The organism is Roseibium sediminicola, assembly GCF_023156505.1.
Lineage (GTDB): Bacteria > Pseudomonadota > Alphaproteobacteria > Rhizobiales > Stappiaceae > Roseibium > Roseibium sediminicola.
On sequence record NZ_JALNMJ010000001.1, the window covers coordinates 481,258 to 496,516 of the forward strand.

14 protein-coding genes, 1 tRNA gene, 1 pseudogene and 1 riboswitch are annotated in these 15,259 nt (G+C 59.7%); of the genes and pseudogenes, 7 read left to right on the forward strand and 9 right to left on the reverse strand.

What is annotated here, in order from left to right:
- Positions 1 to 518: 518 nt before the first annotated feature.
- Positions 519 to 653 (forward strand): annotated as a pseudogene (locus tag M0H32_RS29710) (IS481 family transposase); the annotation flags it as partial.
- Positions 654 to 1,012: 359 nt separating this feature from the next.
- Positions 1,013 to 2,914, forward strand: coding sequence for a hypothetical protein (locus M0H32_RS02135; RefSeq protein WP_248150112.1), 1,902 nt, complete (start codon positions 1,013 to 1,015; stop codon positions 2,912 to 2,914).
- Between the two features lie 6 nt (positions 2,915 to 2,920).
- Here M0H32_RS02135 and M0H32_RS02140 read toward each other — a convergent pair.
- Positions 2,921 to 2,994, reverse strand: a tRNA-Gly gene (locus tag M0H32_RS02140).
- 183 nt (positions 2,995 to 3,177) lie between these two features.
- On the opposite strand from M0H32_RS02140, the gene M0H32_RS02145 reads away from it, so the two are divergent.
- Complete coding sequence (locus M0H32_RS02145; protein ID WP_248150113.1) at positions 3,178 to 3,978, forward strand: ion transporter; 801 nt, start codon at positions 3,178 to 3,180, stop codon at positions 3,976 to 3,978.
- A gap of 217 nt (positions 3,979 to 4,195) precedes the next feature.
- Here M0H32_RS02145 and M0H32_RS02150 read toward each other — a convergent pair whose 3' ends face one another.
- Entirely contained in the window at positions 4,196 to 4,744 is a 549-nt protein-coding gene (locus M0H32_RS02150; RefSeq protein WP_248150114.1) for an IMPACT family protein, read from the reverse strand.
- Positions 4,745 to 4,751: 7 nt separating this feature from the next.
- Positions 4,752 to 5,888 carry a 2'-deoxycytidine 5'-triphosphate deaminase gene (locus M0H32_RS02155; RefSeq protein ID WP_248150115.1) on the reverse strand — a complete coding sequence of 379 codons (1,137 nt, stop codon included), beginning with the start codon at positions 5,886 to 5,888 and terminating at the stop codon, positions 4,752 to 4,754.
- 128 nt (positions 5,889 to 6,016) lie between these two features.
- A riboswitch (SAM riboswitch) is annotated at positions 6,017 to 6,096 on the forward strand.
- Positions 6,097 to 6,137: 41 nt separating this feature from the next.
- Here M0H32_RS02155 and M0H32_RS02160 point away from each other — a divergent pair.
- A complete protein-coding gene (locus M0H32_RS02160; RefSeq protein ID WP_248150116.1) occupies positions 6,138 to 7,337 on the forward strand; it encodes an O-succinylhomoserine sulfhydrylase in 1,200 nt (399 codons plus the stop codon).
- Positions 7,338 to 7,389: 52 nt separating this feature from the next.
- Here the strand turns inward: M0H32_RS02160 and M0H32_RS02165 are convergent, their stop codons facing one another.
- Positions 7,390 to 8,001, reverse strand: a complete 612-nt coding sequence (locus M0H32_RS02165) for a LysE family translocator (protein ID WP_248150117.1) — start codon at positions 7,999 to 8,001, stop codon at positions 7,390 to 7,392.
- A gap of 87 nt (positions 8,002 to 8,088) precedes the next feature.
- Between M0H32_RS02165 and M0H32_RS02170 the strand changes: the two genes are divergently transcribed.
- Complete coding sequence (locus tag M0H32_RS02170; RefSeq protein WP_248150119.1) at positions 8,089 to 8,991, forward strand: LysR family transcriptional regulator; 903 nt, start codon at positions 8,089 to 8,091, stop codon at positions 8,989 to 8,991.
- A 12-nt stretch (positions 8,992 to 9,003) separates the two neighbouring features.
- On the opposite strand, the gene M0H32_RS02175 is transcribed toward M0H32_RS02170, so the two are convergent.
- The gene (locus M0H32_RS02175; protein ID WP_248150120.1) at positions 9,004 to 9,615 is read right to left on the reverse strand and encodes a CDP-alcohol phosphatidyltransferase family protein; all 612 of its coding nucleotides are present in this window, start codon (positions 9,613 to 9,615) and stop codon (positions 9,004 to 9,006) included.
- Positions 9,616 to 9,756: 141 nt separating this feature from the next.
- On the opposite strand from M0H32_RS02175, the gene apaG reads away from it, so the two are divergent.
- Entirely contained in the window at positions 9,757 to 10,158 is a 402-nt protein-coding gene (apaG, locus tag M0H32_RS02180; RefSeq protein ID WP_248150123.1) for a Co2+/Mg2+ efflux protein ApaG, read from the forward strand.
- A 15-nt stretch (positions 10,159 to 10,173) separates the two neighbouring features.
- Here apaG and M0H32_RS02185 read toward each other — a convergent pair whose 3' ends face one another.
- The 3 genes from M0H32_RS02185 to M0H32_RS02195 form a co-directional block, all read right to left on the reverse strand.
- Positions 10,174 to 10,578, reverse strand: a complete 405-nt coding sequence (locus M0H32_RS02185; protein WP_248150126.1) for a hypothetical protein — start codon at positions 10,576 to 10,578, stop codon at positions 10,174 to 10,176.
- Positions 10,579 to 10,726: 148 nt separating this feature from the next.
- Entirely contained in the window at positions 10,727 to 11,782 is a 1,056-nt protein-coding gene (locus M0H32_RS02190) for an alpha/beta hydrolase family protein (RefSeq protein WP_248150128.1), read from the reverse strand.
- Between the two features lie 18 nt (positions 11,783 to 11,800).
- Complete coding sequence (locus M0H32_RS02195; protein ID WP_248150539.1) at positions 11,801 to 12,214, reverse strand: tellurite resistance TerB family protein; 414 nt, start codon at positions 12,212 to 12,214, stop codon at positions 11,801 to 11,803.
- 217 nt (positions 12,215 to 12,431) lie between these two features.
- Here M0H32_RS02195 and M0H32_RS02200 point away from each other — a divergent pair, with 217 nt between their 5' ends.
- A complete protein-coding gene (locus tag M0H32_RS02200; protein ID WP_248150130.1) occupies positions 12,432 to 14,090 on the forward strand; it encodes a lysine--tRNA ligase in 1,659 nt (552 codons plus the stop codon).
- 281 nt (positions 14,091 to 14,371) lie between these two features.
- On the opposite strand, the gene M0H32_RS02205 is transcribed toward M0H32_RS02200, so the two are convergent.
- Positions 14,372 to 15,175 (reverse strand): pyrroline-5-carboxylate reductase family protein, encoded by an 804-nt coding sequence (locus M0H32_RS02205; protein ID WP_248150132.1) that lies wholly within the window; start codon positions 15,173 to 15,175, stop codon positions 14,372 to 14,374.
- Between the last annotated feature and the right edge of the window lie 84 nt (positions 15,176 to 15,259).

Sequence of the window (15,259 nt, forward strand, 5' to 3'; positions counted from 1 at the left end):
AGAGTTTGTGCGCTGAGCGTGTCTGGATGGTGTTAACCGGCGCGAGTCATTCGGTGAAGACCCATCGCTCACAACGGCCTGGACTGACCATGACCGGCACCCCGGCAATTCCACACTTAGGCTTGAGACTCATGACAAGTAACGCAAGGTTGCTGCGAGGCAGAGGGACGAGGGGAATTCCAAGCTTTGCGGTCATAGCGAGTTGCGACCCTGCGAAACTCCTCTCAATGACGTTTCTGCCCTTGTAAGGGTACAGCGAGAAACAGTTTTCCATTTGCGTGTTTTGTGGGGCGTTGTTGGCAGAGAACCGCGCCTCGACGTTTCGGTGGATCCGGTCACTGTCGAAGCCTTTGTCGCCATGGAGAACGCCATTTGCCGGAACAAGTGGTAGGAGTGCCTCTGCTCCGATGAAGTCGGAGACGTTGGCTCCCCTCAGGTGGAAGCTGCCCGACCTGAGACATGGGTGACAAAACGTTCCGGACACATAGGTAACACTTTCCGTTTTTCGGAAGGTGTCGATGCCGTGGCAAGAGGTGTCCAAAGTGGAGGAACGTCTTCGTTTCATCGCCCGTCTTCTTGATGGAGAAGGCATGAATTCGGTTAATCGTGATTTCGGTATTTCCCGCAAGACCGGCTATAATATCGGGCGCCGTTGTTGACGTTAGGCGTGGGACGTGCATTGCGACCGATCGCGCGGGGCGGTATCGCAAGTGGCGCTTCCGCCTTCTCCTTCAGCTTGTCGATATGGGTGTGACATGCTATAAGTTGAATTTTATACTTGACTATAACTTACGCCTATCGGGCACACAGCGTATGCGATCGCTATCTTGATAGATGGTTCGCAGCTGCTCATTGAAGGGGGGGAGCGGCAGAGTGATCTCGGCGCAATTGCCGCCAAGAATGTGGCGGGTCGCTGACCACAAAACCTGCAGGCAATTGACGAAGACGGTTAGTTCACAGTCTCCTTCGATGTCGCTTTATTACTTTCATTTTTAATTCTAGGCCTTATTTCATGACTAATATTGAAGCCTCGGAAGATAGTTTTAGTCGAGCAAACAGTTTCTATATTTTGATGTGGTTGGTGACATCCTTGGTGTTGTTGACTGCCTTTCTCGATTTTCGATCCTATCACCGTGAAGTAAATACGAATGACCACCTAATCGATTTCTACTCCGGTTTTGAACGTGACGCGGTCACTGTGGCAAAAATTATTAGAACGGCAGTTTATTTATTGCCGAACTACCAAAATGAAAAAGGTGGAGTTGAGACAATTCGAAAACTTCGAAGCTCAATCATTAAGAAACATATTTGGCTCGATGAAAACCTGCTTAAGGTGACATCGAAAATGCCGAATGATAAGAGAATAGAAATCAATACTTCGATCAACTACATGTGGCGGATGTTGTTGTTAAACGATGCTGTTGACCCTGATGGAAGCATCATCCCGTCTGAACCCTCCCTTCTTCTCGCCGAGCATGAGGCTGGCAGCTATCTCGTTAGTGAAAAGATTGAAGATTTGCGGATCGAGGACGCAGCGCGTTACTTGTGGCTTAGCACACTCGATTTGCCGAGATGGTCGGAAGTCTTGACTAAGCACATTAACGCACTGAAAAAAGGTTCTGTTTTGGACGACTTTGGGTCGGACTTGGCGGGTGTTTCAGCTGATGTCCAATCCATGGAACACAAAAGGTTGCGGCAATTCGCTGAAAAAATCTGGAAAAAATGGATAAGCTCGGCCTCGCGCGGCAATGCCAATACCGCACTCGAGGAACAGGAAATTCAGCGGCGGGTGTCGCTTACGCTCGCACAAACCAGCGTTTATTTGAAGGAAGCTTATCAAAAACAAGCTCAGCTGCACTTGAGAGCGGGTGGTCAGGCGAGCGAACTTGAGTTGCCGGTGATCTCCGTTTCGCTTCAATTGAGGGATGCCGTTCTGATTGCACCGTGGATACTCGTTTTTTGCACACTTGCAATCGCCATTTATACAAGTCGAGCAATTCGATACGCGCCGAAAATCGTGTCCAAGGACACAGTTGTCGGGAATGTGCCGAGTTTTTATGCCTTCTACGGATTTAACAAGGTGATTGGCATAGGCGTTGCGATCATTTTGTTATTGTCGCCACCACTGCTGCTTGGTTTTGCAGTGCCGTTGTTGTTGGCCGTTGTTATTGAGGGTTGGGTTTGGCAAATAGCCTTCTATTTTGGCGGCATCGTGCTCGCAATGTTTCTGGTGCTTGTCACGCTTGCGCAAATACCAAGCGTTTTGAGCTTGATTGACAAGGGAATCATAATTCAGGCTTTGCCATTGCAGCCGTTCCCCTACCTGGGCTGGCGCATGCCTGACGATTCAGATCCGGCAACAGCTGTTTCTGCTGAGACAACACACGTCGATGTTGTTCCGCCGCAGTTTCGAGGGTGTTGGAAGCACGCCCTCAAATCGGGTCGGCCCCATTATTTGCGGCTACTGGCTGACGGGAGGTTTTTTCTCTCGAGCGGCAAGCAGCAATTTGCAATCAGCAACGACGGTACCAAATTTGACTGGGGGGAGAGCATCTGGTCACGAAAGTCAGGCTCCGACCAGTCGCTCATTGGTGACTGGGTTCTTGACACGGACGAGTTCACCTTCAGAAGCGATAATACAACAACGTACCGAATAGCCTTCCACGATATTCCCGGATTGCTGGACACGTTTGGCAACAAAACTTCCGGAGACCTAGTCTATTGGGAACAGCGGGCCCAGATTGTGGCTGTCGCCGCCAATAGTCAGGGAAGCTTTGTTTTCACCGCGCATTCCCAATTCGGAGGCACCCACACCTTCACGCTTCAGATGAAAAAACGTCAGATGGTTCTTACCAACGCAATTGGCGACGTCTTCAAATATGACGCCGTCGATTGCGACAAGGTTGAACAATGAATTCTCTGGAGCGGGTGAGGGGAATCGAACCCCCGTCTTAAGCTTGGGAAGCTTCTGCTCTACCATTGAGCTACACCCGCTTGGCGGCCCGTGCCGGACCGTTCAAGCTTTCTGCGCTGAAGTGCCGGGCCTGTCAAGCGGACGCCGCCGGGGATGATTGCTTTTCCCGCACCGCCTGATCTTGCACTGCGGCACGGAAATCGCCATGTTCCGCCCGGCGCGGCGTGAAGCCGCGTTTTTAAAGGAAAAGTCGGGTCGGTTACATGCGAAATCAGGTCAAGGCGCTGGTCACCTCGCGCAAGTGGGAATTCTGCATCATCGGGATCATCGTCCTGAATGCGGTGACACTGGGGCTGGAGACCAGTCCAGCGGCGATGAGCGAATTTGGCGGTTTCCTGATGCTGGTCGATCGCACGATCCTCGGCATCTTCGTGGTCGAGCTGGTGCTGCGGCTCTATGCACATGGCCCGAAATTCTTCCGCGATCCCTGGAGCGTGTTCGATTTCCTGATCGTCGCGATCTCCTTGATGCCGGCGACCGGCAATCTCTCCGTTCTGCGCTCGCTCAGGATCCTGCGTGTGCTGCGGCTCATCTCAGTGGTGCCCTCGCTTCGGCGCGTCATTGGCGGGCTGATCGCCGCCCTGCCGGGCATGGGCTCGATCGTCGTGCTGATGGCACTGGTCTTTTATGTCTTTGCCGTCATGGCGACCAAGCTGTTCGGCGCGGCCTTCCCGGAATGGTTCGGCGATCTCGGCGCCTCGCTCTATACGCTGTTCCAGATCATGACCCTGGAAAGCTGGTCCATGGGCATCGTCCGGCCGGTGATGGAGGTCTATCCGCTTTCCTGGCTGTTCTTCGTGCCCTTCATCCTGTGTACCGCCTTCACGGTGCTGAACCTCTTCATCGGTATCATCGTCTCGGCGATGCAGGAGGAGCACGACGCGGAAGCCGACGCCAACCGCCAGGCCATCCACGACGACACCGGCCTGATCCTGGAAGAGGTCAAGGCGCTCCGGGCGGAACTCAGGGAGTTGAAGGCGGAGGTCGGCCGCGAGCAGGCGTGAGGCGTTTGTGTATCGGGTGCAGGCCTTATTGCGATATGCCCGTCATCATGCTGTGGCGCTTTGTGAGCTCGGCTGAGCAAGTGGCCGATCCTTCGAGACAGCGCTGACGCGCTTCCTCAGGATGACGCAGAAGAAGTGGCAAATCACAAGATCGCGACACGTTCAGCGTCATCCTGAGGAGCCGCGCAGCGGCGTCTCGAAGGATCGGCCCCACGCCCTAAAGCGCCGCCAGCACCTCTTCCGGCCCTTCCACTGTCAGGGTGACGCCGTCTTCCGTGTAGTCCCGCGCAATCACGCTGAGGCCCAGGGTCTCGACCCGCCGTTCCAGCTCCGAGCCGGAAGCGAAATCAGCGCTGACCGTCTTCGTCAGGATCTTTTGAAACGGCACGAGTTTCGCGTTGGCGATGGCGTCCTGCGCAGCGCCGGAATAGGCGCGGGCGAGGCCGCCGCCGCCAAGTTTGGTGCCGCCGAAATAGCGCACGATCAGAACGGCGCAATTGATCAGGTCCGCGCCCTGCAGCACGCGTAAAGTGGGCATGCCGGAGGTGCCGGCCGGTTCGCCGTCATCCTTGCCGCTTTCCTCGATCCGGTCGTCGTCAAGCAGGCGCCGGTGGGCGGTGACGATGTGATTGGCCTTCTTGTGTTCTTTCCGCAACTCTTCCAGACGCTGCTCGAAGAGATCGATCGGCACCAGATGCGCCAGGAAACGCGACTTCCGGTCTTCCAGAAAGCCTTCAAATTCGCGGGTGATCGTTTTCAGTGACATGTCCGGATCAGGCGGGCGCCCGGAAATGTTTCGACAGTTTCAGCGCCTGGCCCTGGTAGTTGGAGCCGATGCCTTCGCCATAAAGCCGCTCGGGGCGTTCGGCCATATGCTCATAGACAAGCCGGCCAATGGTCTGGCCGTGTTCGACAATGAACGGCACGTCGTGGGAGCGGACCTCCAGGACGGCCCTGGAGCCGACGCCGCCGGCGCCCGCATGGCCGAATCCCGGATCGAAGAAGCCGGCATAATGCACGCGGAACTCGCCGACCAGCGGGTCGAACGGCACCATCTCGGCGGCATAGTCCGGCGGCACATGCACCGCTTCCTGGCTGACCAGGATGTAGAATGCGTCCGGATCGAGGATCAGTTCGGCGCGCTGGCGGCGGTAGATCGGTTCCCAGAAATCGAGCACGTCCTGGGCGCCGACCTTGTCGACATCGATCAGGCCGGAATGCTGCTTGGCACGGTAGCCGATCAGGCTGTTTGGGCCGGTGCCTTCCAGGTCGATGGAAAGTTGCACGCCATTGCCGATGCGGCCGTTGCCGCCGCTCATCAAGGTGTGGGCCTTGTGGACCTCTTCCAGCGTCGCGTCGGGAATGAGCGACTGGCCGCGGCGGAAACGGATCTGGCTGAGGCGTGAGCCGGAGCGGACCAGGATCGGGAAGGTCAGTGGCGAGATTTCCGCATAAAGCGGGCCGGAATAGCCGGCCGGAATGGTGTCGAAGGCAAGGCCGTTGTCGGTGATGACGCGGGTGAAGACATCGAGCCGGCCGGTGGAGCTTTTCGGATTGGCGGTCGCGGAAATGTCGGACGCAAGGGCAAGGCTTTCCTGCAGGGGCACGATATAGACACAGCCGGTCTCCAGGACCGCGCCCTCGGAGAGATCTACCGTGTGCAGCTTCAGCTGCTCCAGCCGGTCGGCGACCTTGATCTGCGGTCCGGGCAGGAAGCTGGCGCGCACCCGGTAGGCCACCTGGCCGAGACGCAGGTCTAGGCTGGCGGGCTGCACCTGGCCTTCCACCGGGGGGAGGGCGGCGGCGATTTCGCCGGCTGCGAACATGGCGTGGATGATCCGCTCGGGCAGGATGCCCTCGGCCTGCAAAGATGCGCTTCCGTTCAAGACCTGCCCCGCTGTCACATTCATCGAGTTTTCCCGCATTTGTCTGTCCTAACGTCCTTAACGGATGCGGCGCGCCGCGCCAACCGGCTTTGCGCCCGGCAAGCCGTTTTCGCCAAAGAAGATTGACCGGCGTGGCGTTATCCCGTAGGAGAGGGGCACTTCGTGGTGATTTGGGCCGGCCGGCTTGCAGCCACGTTAAACAAGTTGCTAAAAAGGCCGGAGGTGCAAACCCCGGTCTTGAGGCTGGGGTTTTTTGCGTTTGGAGCATGGAAGATGACTGAGACCACCAAGACCGGAAACAAGAACTGGCGTCCCGCAACCAATCTGGTCCATGGCGGCACCATGCGCTCGCCCTTCGGTGAGACCTCCGAAACCATCTATCTGACGCAGGGCTTCACCTATGCCGGTGCCGAGGCCGCCGAGGCGCGCTTCAACGGCGACGACCCGGGTTATGTCTATTCCCGCTATGCCAATCCGACGGTCACCATGTTCGAGGACCGGATCAAGGCGCTGGAAGGCGCGGAGGCCGCGCGCGGCACCGCCAGCGGCATGGCGGCCGTCAACCTGGCGCTGATGGCGTCCGTGAAGGCGGGCGATCATGTCATCGCCGCCAAGGCGCTGTTTGGCTCCTGCCGCTATATCTGCGAGACCCTGCTGCCGCGTTTCGGTGTCGAGAGCACCCTGGTGGACGGCACCGACATCGACCAGTGGAAGGCAGCCGTGCGCCCGAACACCAGGGCGCTGTTCCTGGAAAGCCCGACCAACCCGACGCTGGAAGTGATCGACATTGCCGCGGTTGCCGACATTGCCAAGGAAGCCGGTGCGCGTCTGATCGTCGACAATGTCTTTGCCACCCCGCTTTACCAGTCGCCACTGCAGCTCGGCGCCGACGTGGTCGTCTATTCCGCCACCAAGCACATTGACGGCCAGGGCCGCTGTCTTGGCGGCGTGGTGTTGTCGGACGAGGAATGGATCAACGACGAGGTGATGCCGTTCATCAAGCATACCGGTCCGCATATGAGCCCGTTCAGCGCCTGGGTGCTGCTGAAGGGCCTGGAAACCCTGCCGCTGCGTGTTGCACGCCAGAGCGAAACCGCCGGCCAGATCGCCGATTTTCTCGCCGGCCAGTCCAAGGTGTCGCGCCTGATCTATCCGGGCCGCGCCGACCATCCGCAGGCCGATGTGGTCGCGCGCCAGATGCGCGGCGGCTCAACCATGCTGGCGTTTGAAATCGACGGCGGCAAGGAGGCAGCCTTCCGCTTCACCAATGCGCTCGAGGTCATCAAGATCTCCAACAACCTGGGCGATGCCAAGAGCCTGATCACCCATCCGGCGACCACGACCCACCAGTCGATCGGCGAAGAAGCGCGCGCCGAACTCGACATCACCGACGGCATCCTGCGCCTGTCGATCGGCCTGGAAGATCCGCTGGATCTGCTGGAGGATGTCGAACAGGCACTCGGCGCGGTCTGACGGACCAGAATAGCTCCAATCTGGTGAAGACCCCGGCCCGCGTGCCGGGGTTTTATTTGGCAAAGGCGAGAATGCCCGCAGCGCCCATCAGGGCTGTGCCGCTGATCCGGTTCAAAAGCATGGGACGGGAGCGCAGAAAGCCAAGGGCCGCGCGGGCGCTGCTGGCGTAGAGCATGACAAAGGTGAAATCCAGCGCCGCCATGGTCGGGCACATCACCAGGAGCTGGGATGCCAGATCCGCTTGCGGGTCGATGAATTGCGGAAAGAAGGCGGTGAAGAAGAGCAGGGCTTTCGGATTGCCGAAGGCAACCAGGAAACCCGACAGGAACAGCCGGGCCGGATGCGACGAAGACACGGGTGCGGTCTCAAGTGAAGCGCCGGGGGCCCCGCGCAGCATGCGCAGGCTCATATAGACCAAAACCAGGACACCGCCCCATTTCAAAAGCTGAAACGCCAGAACCGAGCTGGCGATCAGGACGCCAAGGCCGATGGCCACCAGCAGCATCTGGATCAGGTTCGCGCTGATGTCGCCGAGCGCCGTGAACAGGGTCTTTCGGGATCCGAAGCGCAGGGCATGCACCATGCCCAGCAATATGCTGGGGCCTGGGCTCATGGTCAGGATCAGGGAAGCGGCTATGAAGGCCAGATAGGCTTCGAGGGTCATGTCGGCGGGACTGCTTTTGAAAAGGGATGACAGATGAGGAGCGACCTTTCATAACTATGAGAAATGATTCACATATGGAAATAACTCATGGTTATGAAGCCTGCTTCAGACAGACCGGATATTCCGCTGAGCATTGCCCGGGCCCTGGACCTGATAGGCACCACCGGAAGCGTATCGGAAGCGGCGAAAAGGCTCGGTGTCACCCAGCCGGCGATCAGCAAGGGCATTGCGCAACTGGAGGCGCGATTTGGTGTGAACCTCGTGCGGCGCGGCTCCCGGCCGTTGACGCTGACCGAGGAAGGCGAGGCGCTTGCTCGCTATGCGCGCCAGGAGGACTTGGCGCGGCAAGTAACGCTCGGCGCGCTGGAAGACGCCCGGCACAATCGCAGCGGCACGGTGCGGCTCGGCTCCTTTGGCTCGTCTGCCTCGTTCCATATTCTGCCGAAGACCCTGGCGGCTTTTGCCGGCAAATACCCAGGGATCGCCGTCGAGGTGCTGGAATTTCCGGACGAGGAACTTCGCAAAGCGCTGGAAGACGGCATCGTTGATATGGCGATCCTGTCGGTCGAACAGGAGGAAAACCTGGAGATCGTGCCGATCACGTCGGACAAGCTGGTCGCGCTGGTGCCCTTGACGGATCCGCTCGGCGGCAAGTCTCTCCTGACGGCGCCCGATCTCGCGGGAAGGCCTTTCATTCTGACCAAGGGCGGCAGCGGGCCGCTTGTGGAGCGCTGGTTCGCGCAGGCCGGGGTCGCCCCCAACATCGCGCATACGATCCTGCAGGTGAACTCGATTGTGGCGCTGGTGCAGGCAGGGCTCGGTGTTTCGATCATGGCGGAGCTGGCGCTGCCGGATGTCAGCGGCAAATGCCGGGTCCTGCCTTTGGACCCTGTGGCACCGCGCGTGATTGGCTGGGCGAGGACCGGCAAGACCTTCAAGTCCAATGCCGCCGAAACCTTCTGGAAGTTCTGCGGCCGCTTCACGCCGTGACGGCGCCGCCGCTCAAGGCTCTTGCAGTGCCTTGATGCCGATCAGAACGCGAGCGCCCGCGGAGACAAAGCAGATGGCGGCAAACCCCCAGGCAAGCGCTGGGAACCAGCCGGGCAGCAGTGCCATCAGGAGAAAGAGCGCGATGGTCTCCGTGCCCTCGGCCAGACCGCCGATGTAATAGAGCGACTTCGATCCTTGTTCCGTCGTCGAGAGCCGGTTCTTTTCCGCCATGATGGCAAAAGCGAGAAAGGCCGAACCGTTGGCATAGAAGCTGGCAAGCAGGGCTGCGGCGGCCAGCGCATTGGCCGCGGGGTTCTGCAGGGCAAAGGCCAGCGGAATGGCACCGTAGAAGAAGAAGTCGAGGGTGATGTCGAGATAACCGCCGAGATCGGTCTTGCGGGTCGCCCGCGCAACGGCACCGTCGAGACCGTCAGCGATGCGGTTGAGCGCGATCAGCACAAGGCCGATTAGGGAATATCCGGCCGCAATCGCAATCGCGGCGCAGAGCCCGATGGCAAAGCCGGTCAGGGTCACCGTGTTCGGTCCGATACCGGCATCGGCCAAAACCCGGCCCATGCGGTTGAGCGGTGGGTCGATCAGGGGGCGCAGGCGGGCATCGAGCACGGATTGGGAACCTGTTTTTAAGTGATTTCGCGCCCTACATGCAAAATCCATCCGGAAATCACAAGCAAGTCCCTTTCACGCTTGTGTCATTCGCCCTATAAGCGCCTCCGGAACCGAAGCCTGAAGGCAAAAGGAACAAACGTGTCGGGCAGTTACAGCGCCATCACCGAAGGGATCGAAGTCTCGGTCGAGCCGTTTTATTTGGATGATGAATCGCGGCCGGAAGCGGGCGAGTTCATCTGGGCCTATATGGTCGAGATCCATAATGGCGGCGATGAACCGGTGCAGTTGAAGACCCGCTACTGGCAGATCACCGACGCGATCGGGCGCCAGGAAGAGGTTAGCGGCGAAGGCGTCGTCGGAGAGCAACCGGTGATCGAGCCGGGCGAAACCTACGAATATTCCTCGCATTGCCCGCTTGCGACGGACAGCGGGATCATGGCCGGGTTCTTCTCCATGGAGCGCCCGGACGGGTCGTTGTTCGATGTCACGATCCCGGCGTTCTCCCTGGATCTGCCGGACGCGATCCACAGCCTCAACTGACGGAAGCTGTCGGGGTCAGATGCTTATGAGCCCGCCGGCAAAGCCGAGCAGGAGCCACAGGATCCATTTGCGCCGGTTGAACGCCACCAGGAGCGACACGGCCAGAGCCGCAAAGATCAGATAAAGCGCATGTCCGGCAAAGCCGGTGCCCAGAACCAGGGCGAACAGATCCGGGTCACGGTCCTTGGCGAGATGGAAATGGTGTTCGGCGAACATCACCAGCGAGTCCGCCGCAAGTCCGCACAGGAAGCCGGCAAAGGCAATCAGCATGCGGTGGCCCCAGTTGACGGGCTTCGGACCCCGGCGCACCTGAATTTGCCGCATGGCCACCGGCTGATGACGCCGGTAAGGGGGCTGCTGCCGGCGGCGCCTCAACGGATAACGGACACTGCCTTGTTCCCCGAAAGCCTGACTGTTCATGCGCGTTCCCGCTGCTGTAAAACTTGAGGCAGGCTCGCAGCTCTTCCGCGCGATCGCTCCCCGTTCCCTCAAACGGTCTTACGGGTCCGGGATTTAGGGAAGGGAAAACAAATTCGGTGCAATTTGAACGATCTGAGGACGTTGCCGGTCAACCGGCTTGTCCGGCCCGGTCCAGGATCCAGCTCGTCAGGGTGTCCAGCGCTCCCGGCGCATAAGCCTTCCGGCCAAGCAGCGCAAAGGCAAGCTTGCTCCAGGCCGGCATGTCGCCTGCGGTCTGCTGGTTGAAAAGAGCTGTTCTCAAAAGCGCGTGGCTGCCGCCCTCGATCACCAGATTACGATTGGCATCGTTCCGGCCGCCCAGAATTTCCCGGTAGCGGTCGGAATTATAGGCCGGGTCGACATTGAGGTCTCCACTGCCATGCAACGTCAGAACGGGCGCTGAAATGCGCTGGAGGCTGGCGCTGGAATCGGCATGGGCGTTTTTCCGGACAAAAGCAAAGCGCGCTTCGGACATCGGTGCGCCGTTCGAGTGATCGGCCAGGTAGGCCTCATAGGTATAACCGTCCGACAACAGCTTTTCGTTGCCGGCGTCGTCGTCCGCCAGCGTTGCCTCGATCGTCTTGATATCCGCTCCGGCCAGTTCCAGTCTGCGCTTGGTATAGTACCTGCCCTGGTGCAGCCAGTTGACCGCTCCGCCGATGATCACGAAGAAATCGGCTTCCGCAGGCGCCTCTGCCAGGATGGGCACCACCCAGCCACCCTGCGAAAAGCCGACAAATCCTGTGCGCGAGGACTGGAACTCAGGTTGGGCCTTCACGGCATCCAATGCGGCTGCCGCCAGTCCGGCCCGATCCTCCATGGAAAAGGAGAGCCAGTCGCCGCTGCTCTCGCCAACGCCCGGCTTGTCCCAACTGTAGACGGCGATGCCATTGTCCAGAAGCTCACTGATCAAAGGCATGTAGCCGCCGCCGGAATAACGGTCGGCGGGGCCGTCGCCATGGACCAGCAACACGACGGGCGGATTGTCGGCCTCCGGCAAATGCAGCGTTCCGGCAACCGTGGCATCGCCAAAGAAAAAGGAGAGTGGCCGCGTCCTGTATTCGGAAAAGTCGAAATCCCGCAGTCCCAGGAAGGCCAACAACAACAGGGCAAGCACAACGAGGATCGTTGTCCCGGTCCAGACAAGAACCCGTCTGCGTTTCAAGGGATGCTCTCCCCGAGATCAGGCGGGACGATGACGGGCGATGGCGCTGCGCTCGATAGCGGCGATGGTCAGCTTGTCGAGGCGGAACCGGTCACGCAGAAGCTGCAGAATGCGCAGCTCTTCCTGCTCGACATGAAGATCCGCGGCAGCGACTTCAACAGCCAGCGCATAGGCGGTGTCATAGAGCTTGTGCGGCAGGATATCGCCGACCAGTTCGAGCACGAGCTGCAGGCCGTTGTCTTCCTGAAGAATGTCGCCGCAGCGCTGGGCGGCAGGGATGATCCGGCTGCCGTCATAACCCTGGAAGACGGGCAGCATCTTGACCACGTCGCCGATCGTGGCCAGTTCCTTGTCGGTCATTTCATTGTCCGACGCCGAAACGATGACCATCACGTAGATGAGGGCTTCCTGAACGCTGATCGGCTCATTCATAGACACTATTCATTCTCCAGTGGCGCCGGTTTCAAAGGCAAAGTGAAGGCCCGGTGTATCGGGTTGGCGGGAAAGCTTCAAGTCATGGTCTTTCGACATGTGATTGCACATGCTTGCGGCTTGATCTAGTGTCGCGCCGCAGCAAACGGCAGGAGCACACAAAAACCTGCCTGTGCAGCGATCCATCCATCCAAATGAACAGAACAGACCTTAAAAAATGACCGACCAATCCCTGCCTACGCTTGACCTTTCGCAAGAGTTTGTCGAGGCGGCCCGGAAATCGAAAGCCTGGCCGTTCGAAGAAGCGCGAAAACTGGTCAAACGCGTCGAGAAACGGGATTCGGACAAACCGGTTCTGTTCGAAACGGGTTATGGCCCGTCAGGCCTGCCGCATATCGGAACCTTCGGCGAAGTGCTGCGCACGACCATGGTGCGCACGGCCTTTCGCCTGCTCACCGAAGACAAGATCCCGACGCGGCTGCTGAGCTTTTCCGACGATATGGACGGCATGCGCAAGATCCCGGAAAACGTTCCGGACCGGGCCGCGCTGGAGCCGTATCTGCAGATGCCGCTCAGCGCCGTGCCGAACCCGTTCGGCGGCGATTACGAGAGCTTTGCCGCGCATAACAATGCCATGCTGTGCCGCTTCCTCGATACGTTCGGCTTCGACTACGAGTTCGCCAGCGCGACCGAATACTACAAGGCCGGCAAATTCGACGACGTCCTCATCAAGGCGACCGAGAAGTACCAGAAGATCATGGATGTGATGCTGCCGACCCTCGGCGAGGAGCGTCAGGCGACCTATTCGCCGTTCCTGCCGATCTCGCCGAGCTCCGGCCGCGTGCTTTACGTGCCGATGAAGGACGTCAATGCAAAGGACGGCACGATCACCTTTGAGGACGAAACCGGCGAGGACATCACGCTGCCGGTGACCGGCGGCAAGGTGAAGCTGCAGTGGAAGCCGGACTTCGGCATGCGCTGGGCGGCGCTCGACGTCGATTTCGAGATGTTCGGCAAGGACCACATGACCAATGCGCCGATCTACGACAAGATCTGCAACATTCTGGGCGGCAAGGCACCGGAACACTATGTCTACGAGCTGTTCCTGGACGACAAGGGCGAGAAGATCTCCAAGTCGAAGGGCAACGGCCTGACCATCGACGAGTGGCTGACCTATGCCTCGCCGGAAAGCCTGGCGCTGTACAATTACCAGAAGCCGAAAACGGCGAAGAAGCTCTATTTCGACGTCATCCCGAAGGCGGTGGACGAGTATTTCACCTTCGTCCAGAAATACGAGCAGATGCCGGTCGAGCAGAAGCTGCAGAACCCGGCCTGGCACATCCATTCGGGCAATATCCCGAAGATCGACATGCCGGTTCCGTTTGCCATGCTCTTGAACCTGGTGTCCGCTTCCAACGCGGACAGCAAGGACGTGCTCTGGGCGTTCATTTCGCGTTATGCACCGGGCGTGACCGCCGCAACCCATCCGGAACTGGATGCCCTTGTGGGCTATGCGATCCGCTATTTCGACGATTTCGTCAAACCGACCAAGTCCTTCAAGACGCCGGACGAGGTCGAGCGGACCGCGCTGGAGCAGCTGGACCGGCAACTGGCCGCACTGCCGGCGGATGCAGACGGCGCGGCGATCCAGGACGCGGTTCTGGACGTGGCCCGTGCCATCGAGCGCTACCAGGATCCGAACAAGAAGGGCCCCGATGGCGGTCCCGGAGTATCGGTCGCCTGGTTCTCCGCGCTCTACCAGCTGCTGCTGGGCCAGGAAAAGGGCCCGCGCTTCGGCTCCTTCGTCGCGCTTTATGGCGTTGCCGAGACCCGCGAGATGATCCGCAAGGCGCTGGCCGGCGAACTGGCGGCCTGAACGGACGCAAATCCTTGAAGGAAAAGGCGGCGCAATTTGCGCCGCCTTTTCTTTACGACAAATGCACTTCTTCGCCGCCGACTTCCCGGCCAAGCGAAGCGCGAGCCGGGACCGGGGTGCCAGAAACCAATGTTAGATATTCCATTTCCATGGAGAGGACACGGCTCCCCGGTCCCGGATCTCCGTTGCACTGCGTCCGGGACGACGATCGATAGCGTTGGCAAATAAGCTGCGTCGAGCGCCGCCTCTTTAAATCGTGCAGATCAATGGGAGGTTGCCGCTCAATCCCCGCCCGCAATAGTGCGCACGCGTGCGGTGCTGGCCTCGAAGCCCTCGGCGATCAGGCGCGGCAGGTCCAGCTCCTGCATCCTGACCAGTCCGCTTGCCGTCGTTCCGGCGTAGTCGATCATTTCTTTGACCCGGTCTTCGGGGGAAATCGCATCCGCGGACATGATCTGGCCCGAGGCCAGAAACAGCTGCTTGACCGCCCTGACGGCAATCTCCGGCGCGACGCCATTGGCAAGCGCGTAACGCACCATGGCGTCGGCGAAGAAGGCCGCGAAGCCCGGCACCGGTCCGGTGAGGGCGGTGAAGACCTCGATCTGGCGTTCGTCCTGGACCTCGTCCGAAAGGCCGCAGGCGGACAATAGGGTGTTGACAGCCTCTCGGTCCGGGCCGGGCAGGCCGTCAGGCGCGGTCCAGGGCGAATAGGCCAGCCGCTGGCGCGCCGCCGGGCTCGACATGGCGCGGATGACCCGGCTTGACCCCGTCAGATCGGAGAGCGCTTCAAGCGAAACACCCGCCATCACGGAGAAAACCAGTTTGCCCCGCGCTTCGATACGGACTGACTCAATGAGGGCCGGCGGCACCGACAGCACGATGATGTCGCAGGCGTCGGCGAGCGCCTGATTGCTGTTTGTGAAGGTGATGTCCGGCCAGGTGTCGAAACCGGCACTGTTGCCGGTCCGGTTCGAGATCCACAGACTGTCCGGGGCCAGGCAGCCGCTTTCCAGCCAGGCGGTCGCCATCGCGCTGCCGAGCTGGCCGGTGCCGCCGATGATGCCGAGGGTCTTTTTCAGAGACATGAAAAACTCCGGAGATCATTGCTGTGAACTCCGGAGCCTAGCGGGGACAAACTGGACTGTCACGCGGGTTGGAACGAACCCTGA

What these genes read in the sequence shown, in the direction of transcription:
- M0H32_RS02135 (WP_248150112.1), top strand. Translation starts at nt 1,013, where the DNA reads ATGACTAATATTGAAGCCTCGGAAGATAGTTTTAGTCGAGCAAACAGT.
- M0H32_RS02145 (WP_248150113.1), top strand. Translation starts at nt 3,178, where the DNA reads ATGCGAAATCAGGTCAAGGCGCTGGTCACCTCGCGCAAGTGGGAATTC.
- M0H32_RS02150 (WP_248150114.1), bottom strand. Translation starts at nt 4,744, where the DNA reads ATGTCACTGAAAACGATCACCCGCGAATTTGAAGGCTTTCTGGAAGAC.
- M0H32_RS02155 (WP_248150115.1), bottom strand. Translation starts at nt 5,888, where the DNA reads ATGAATGTGACAGCGGGGCAGGTCTTGAACGGAAGCGCATCTTTGCAG.
- M0H32_RS02160 (WP_248150116.1), top strand. Translation starts at nt 6,138, where the DNA reads ATGACTGAGACCACCAAGACCGGAAACAAGAACTGGCGTCCCGCAACC.
- M0H32_RS02165 (WP_248150117.1), bottom strand. Translation starts at nt 8,001, where the DNA reads ATGACCCTCGAAGCCTATCTGGCCTTCATAGCCGCTTCCCTGATCCTG.
- M0H32_RS02170 (WP_248150119.1), top strand. Translation starts at nt 8,089, where the DNA reads ATGGTTATGAAGCCTGCTTCAGACAGACCGGATATTCCGCTGAGCATT.
- M0H32_RS02185 (WP_248150126.1), bottom strand. Translation starts at nt 10,578, where the DNA reads ATGAACAGTCAGGCTTTCGGGGAACAAGGCAGTGTCCGTTATCCGTTG.
- M0H32_RS02195 (WP_248150539.1), bottom strand. Translation starts at nt 12,214, where the DNA reads ATGAATGAGCCGATCAGCGTTCAGGAAGCCCTCATCTACGTGATGGTC.
- M0H32_RS02200 (WP_248150130.1), top strand. Translation starts at nt 12,432, where the DNA reads ATGACCGACCAATCCCTGCCTACGCTTGACCTTTCGCAAGAGTTTGTC.
- M0H32_RS02205 (WP_248150132.1), bottom strand. Translation starts at nt 15,175, where the DNA reads ATGTCTCTGAAAAAGACCCTCGGCATCATCGGCGGCACCGGCCAGCTC.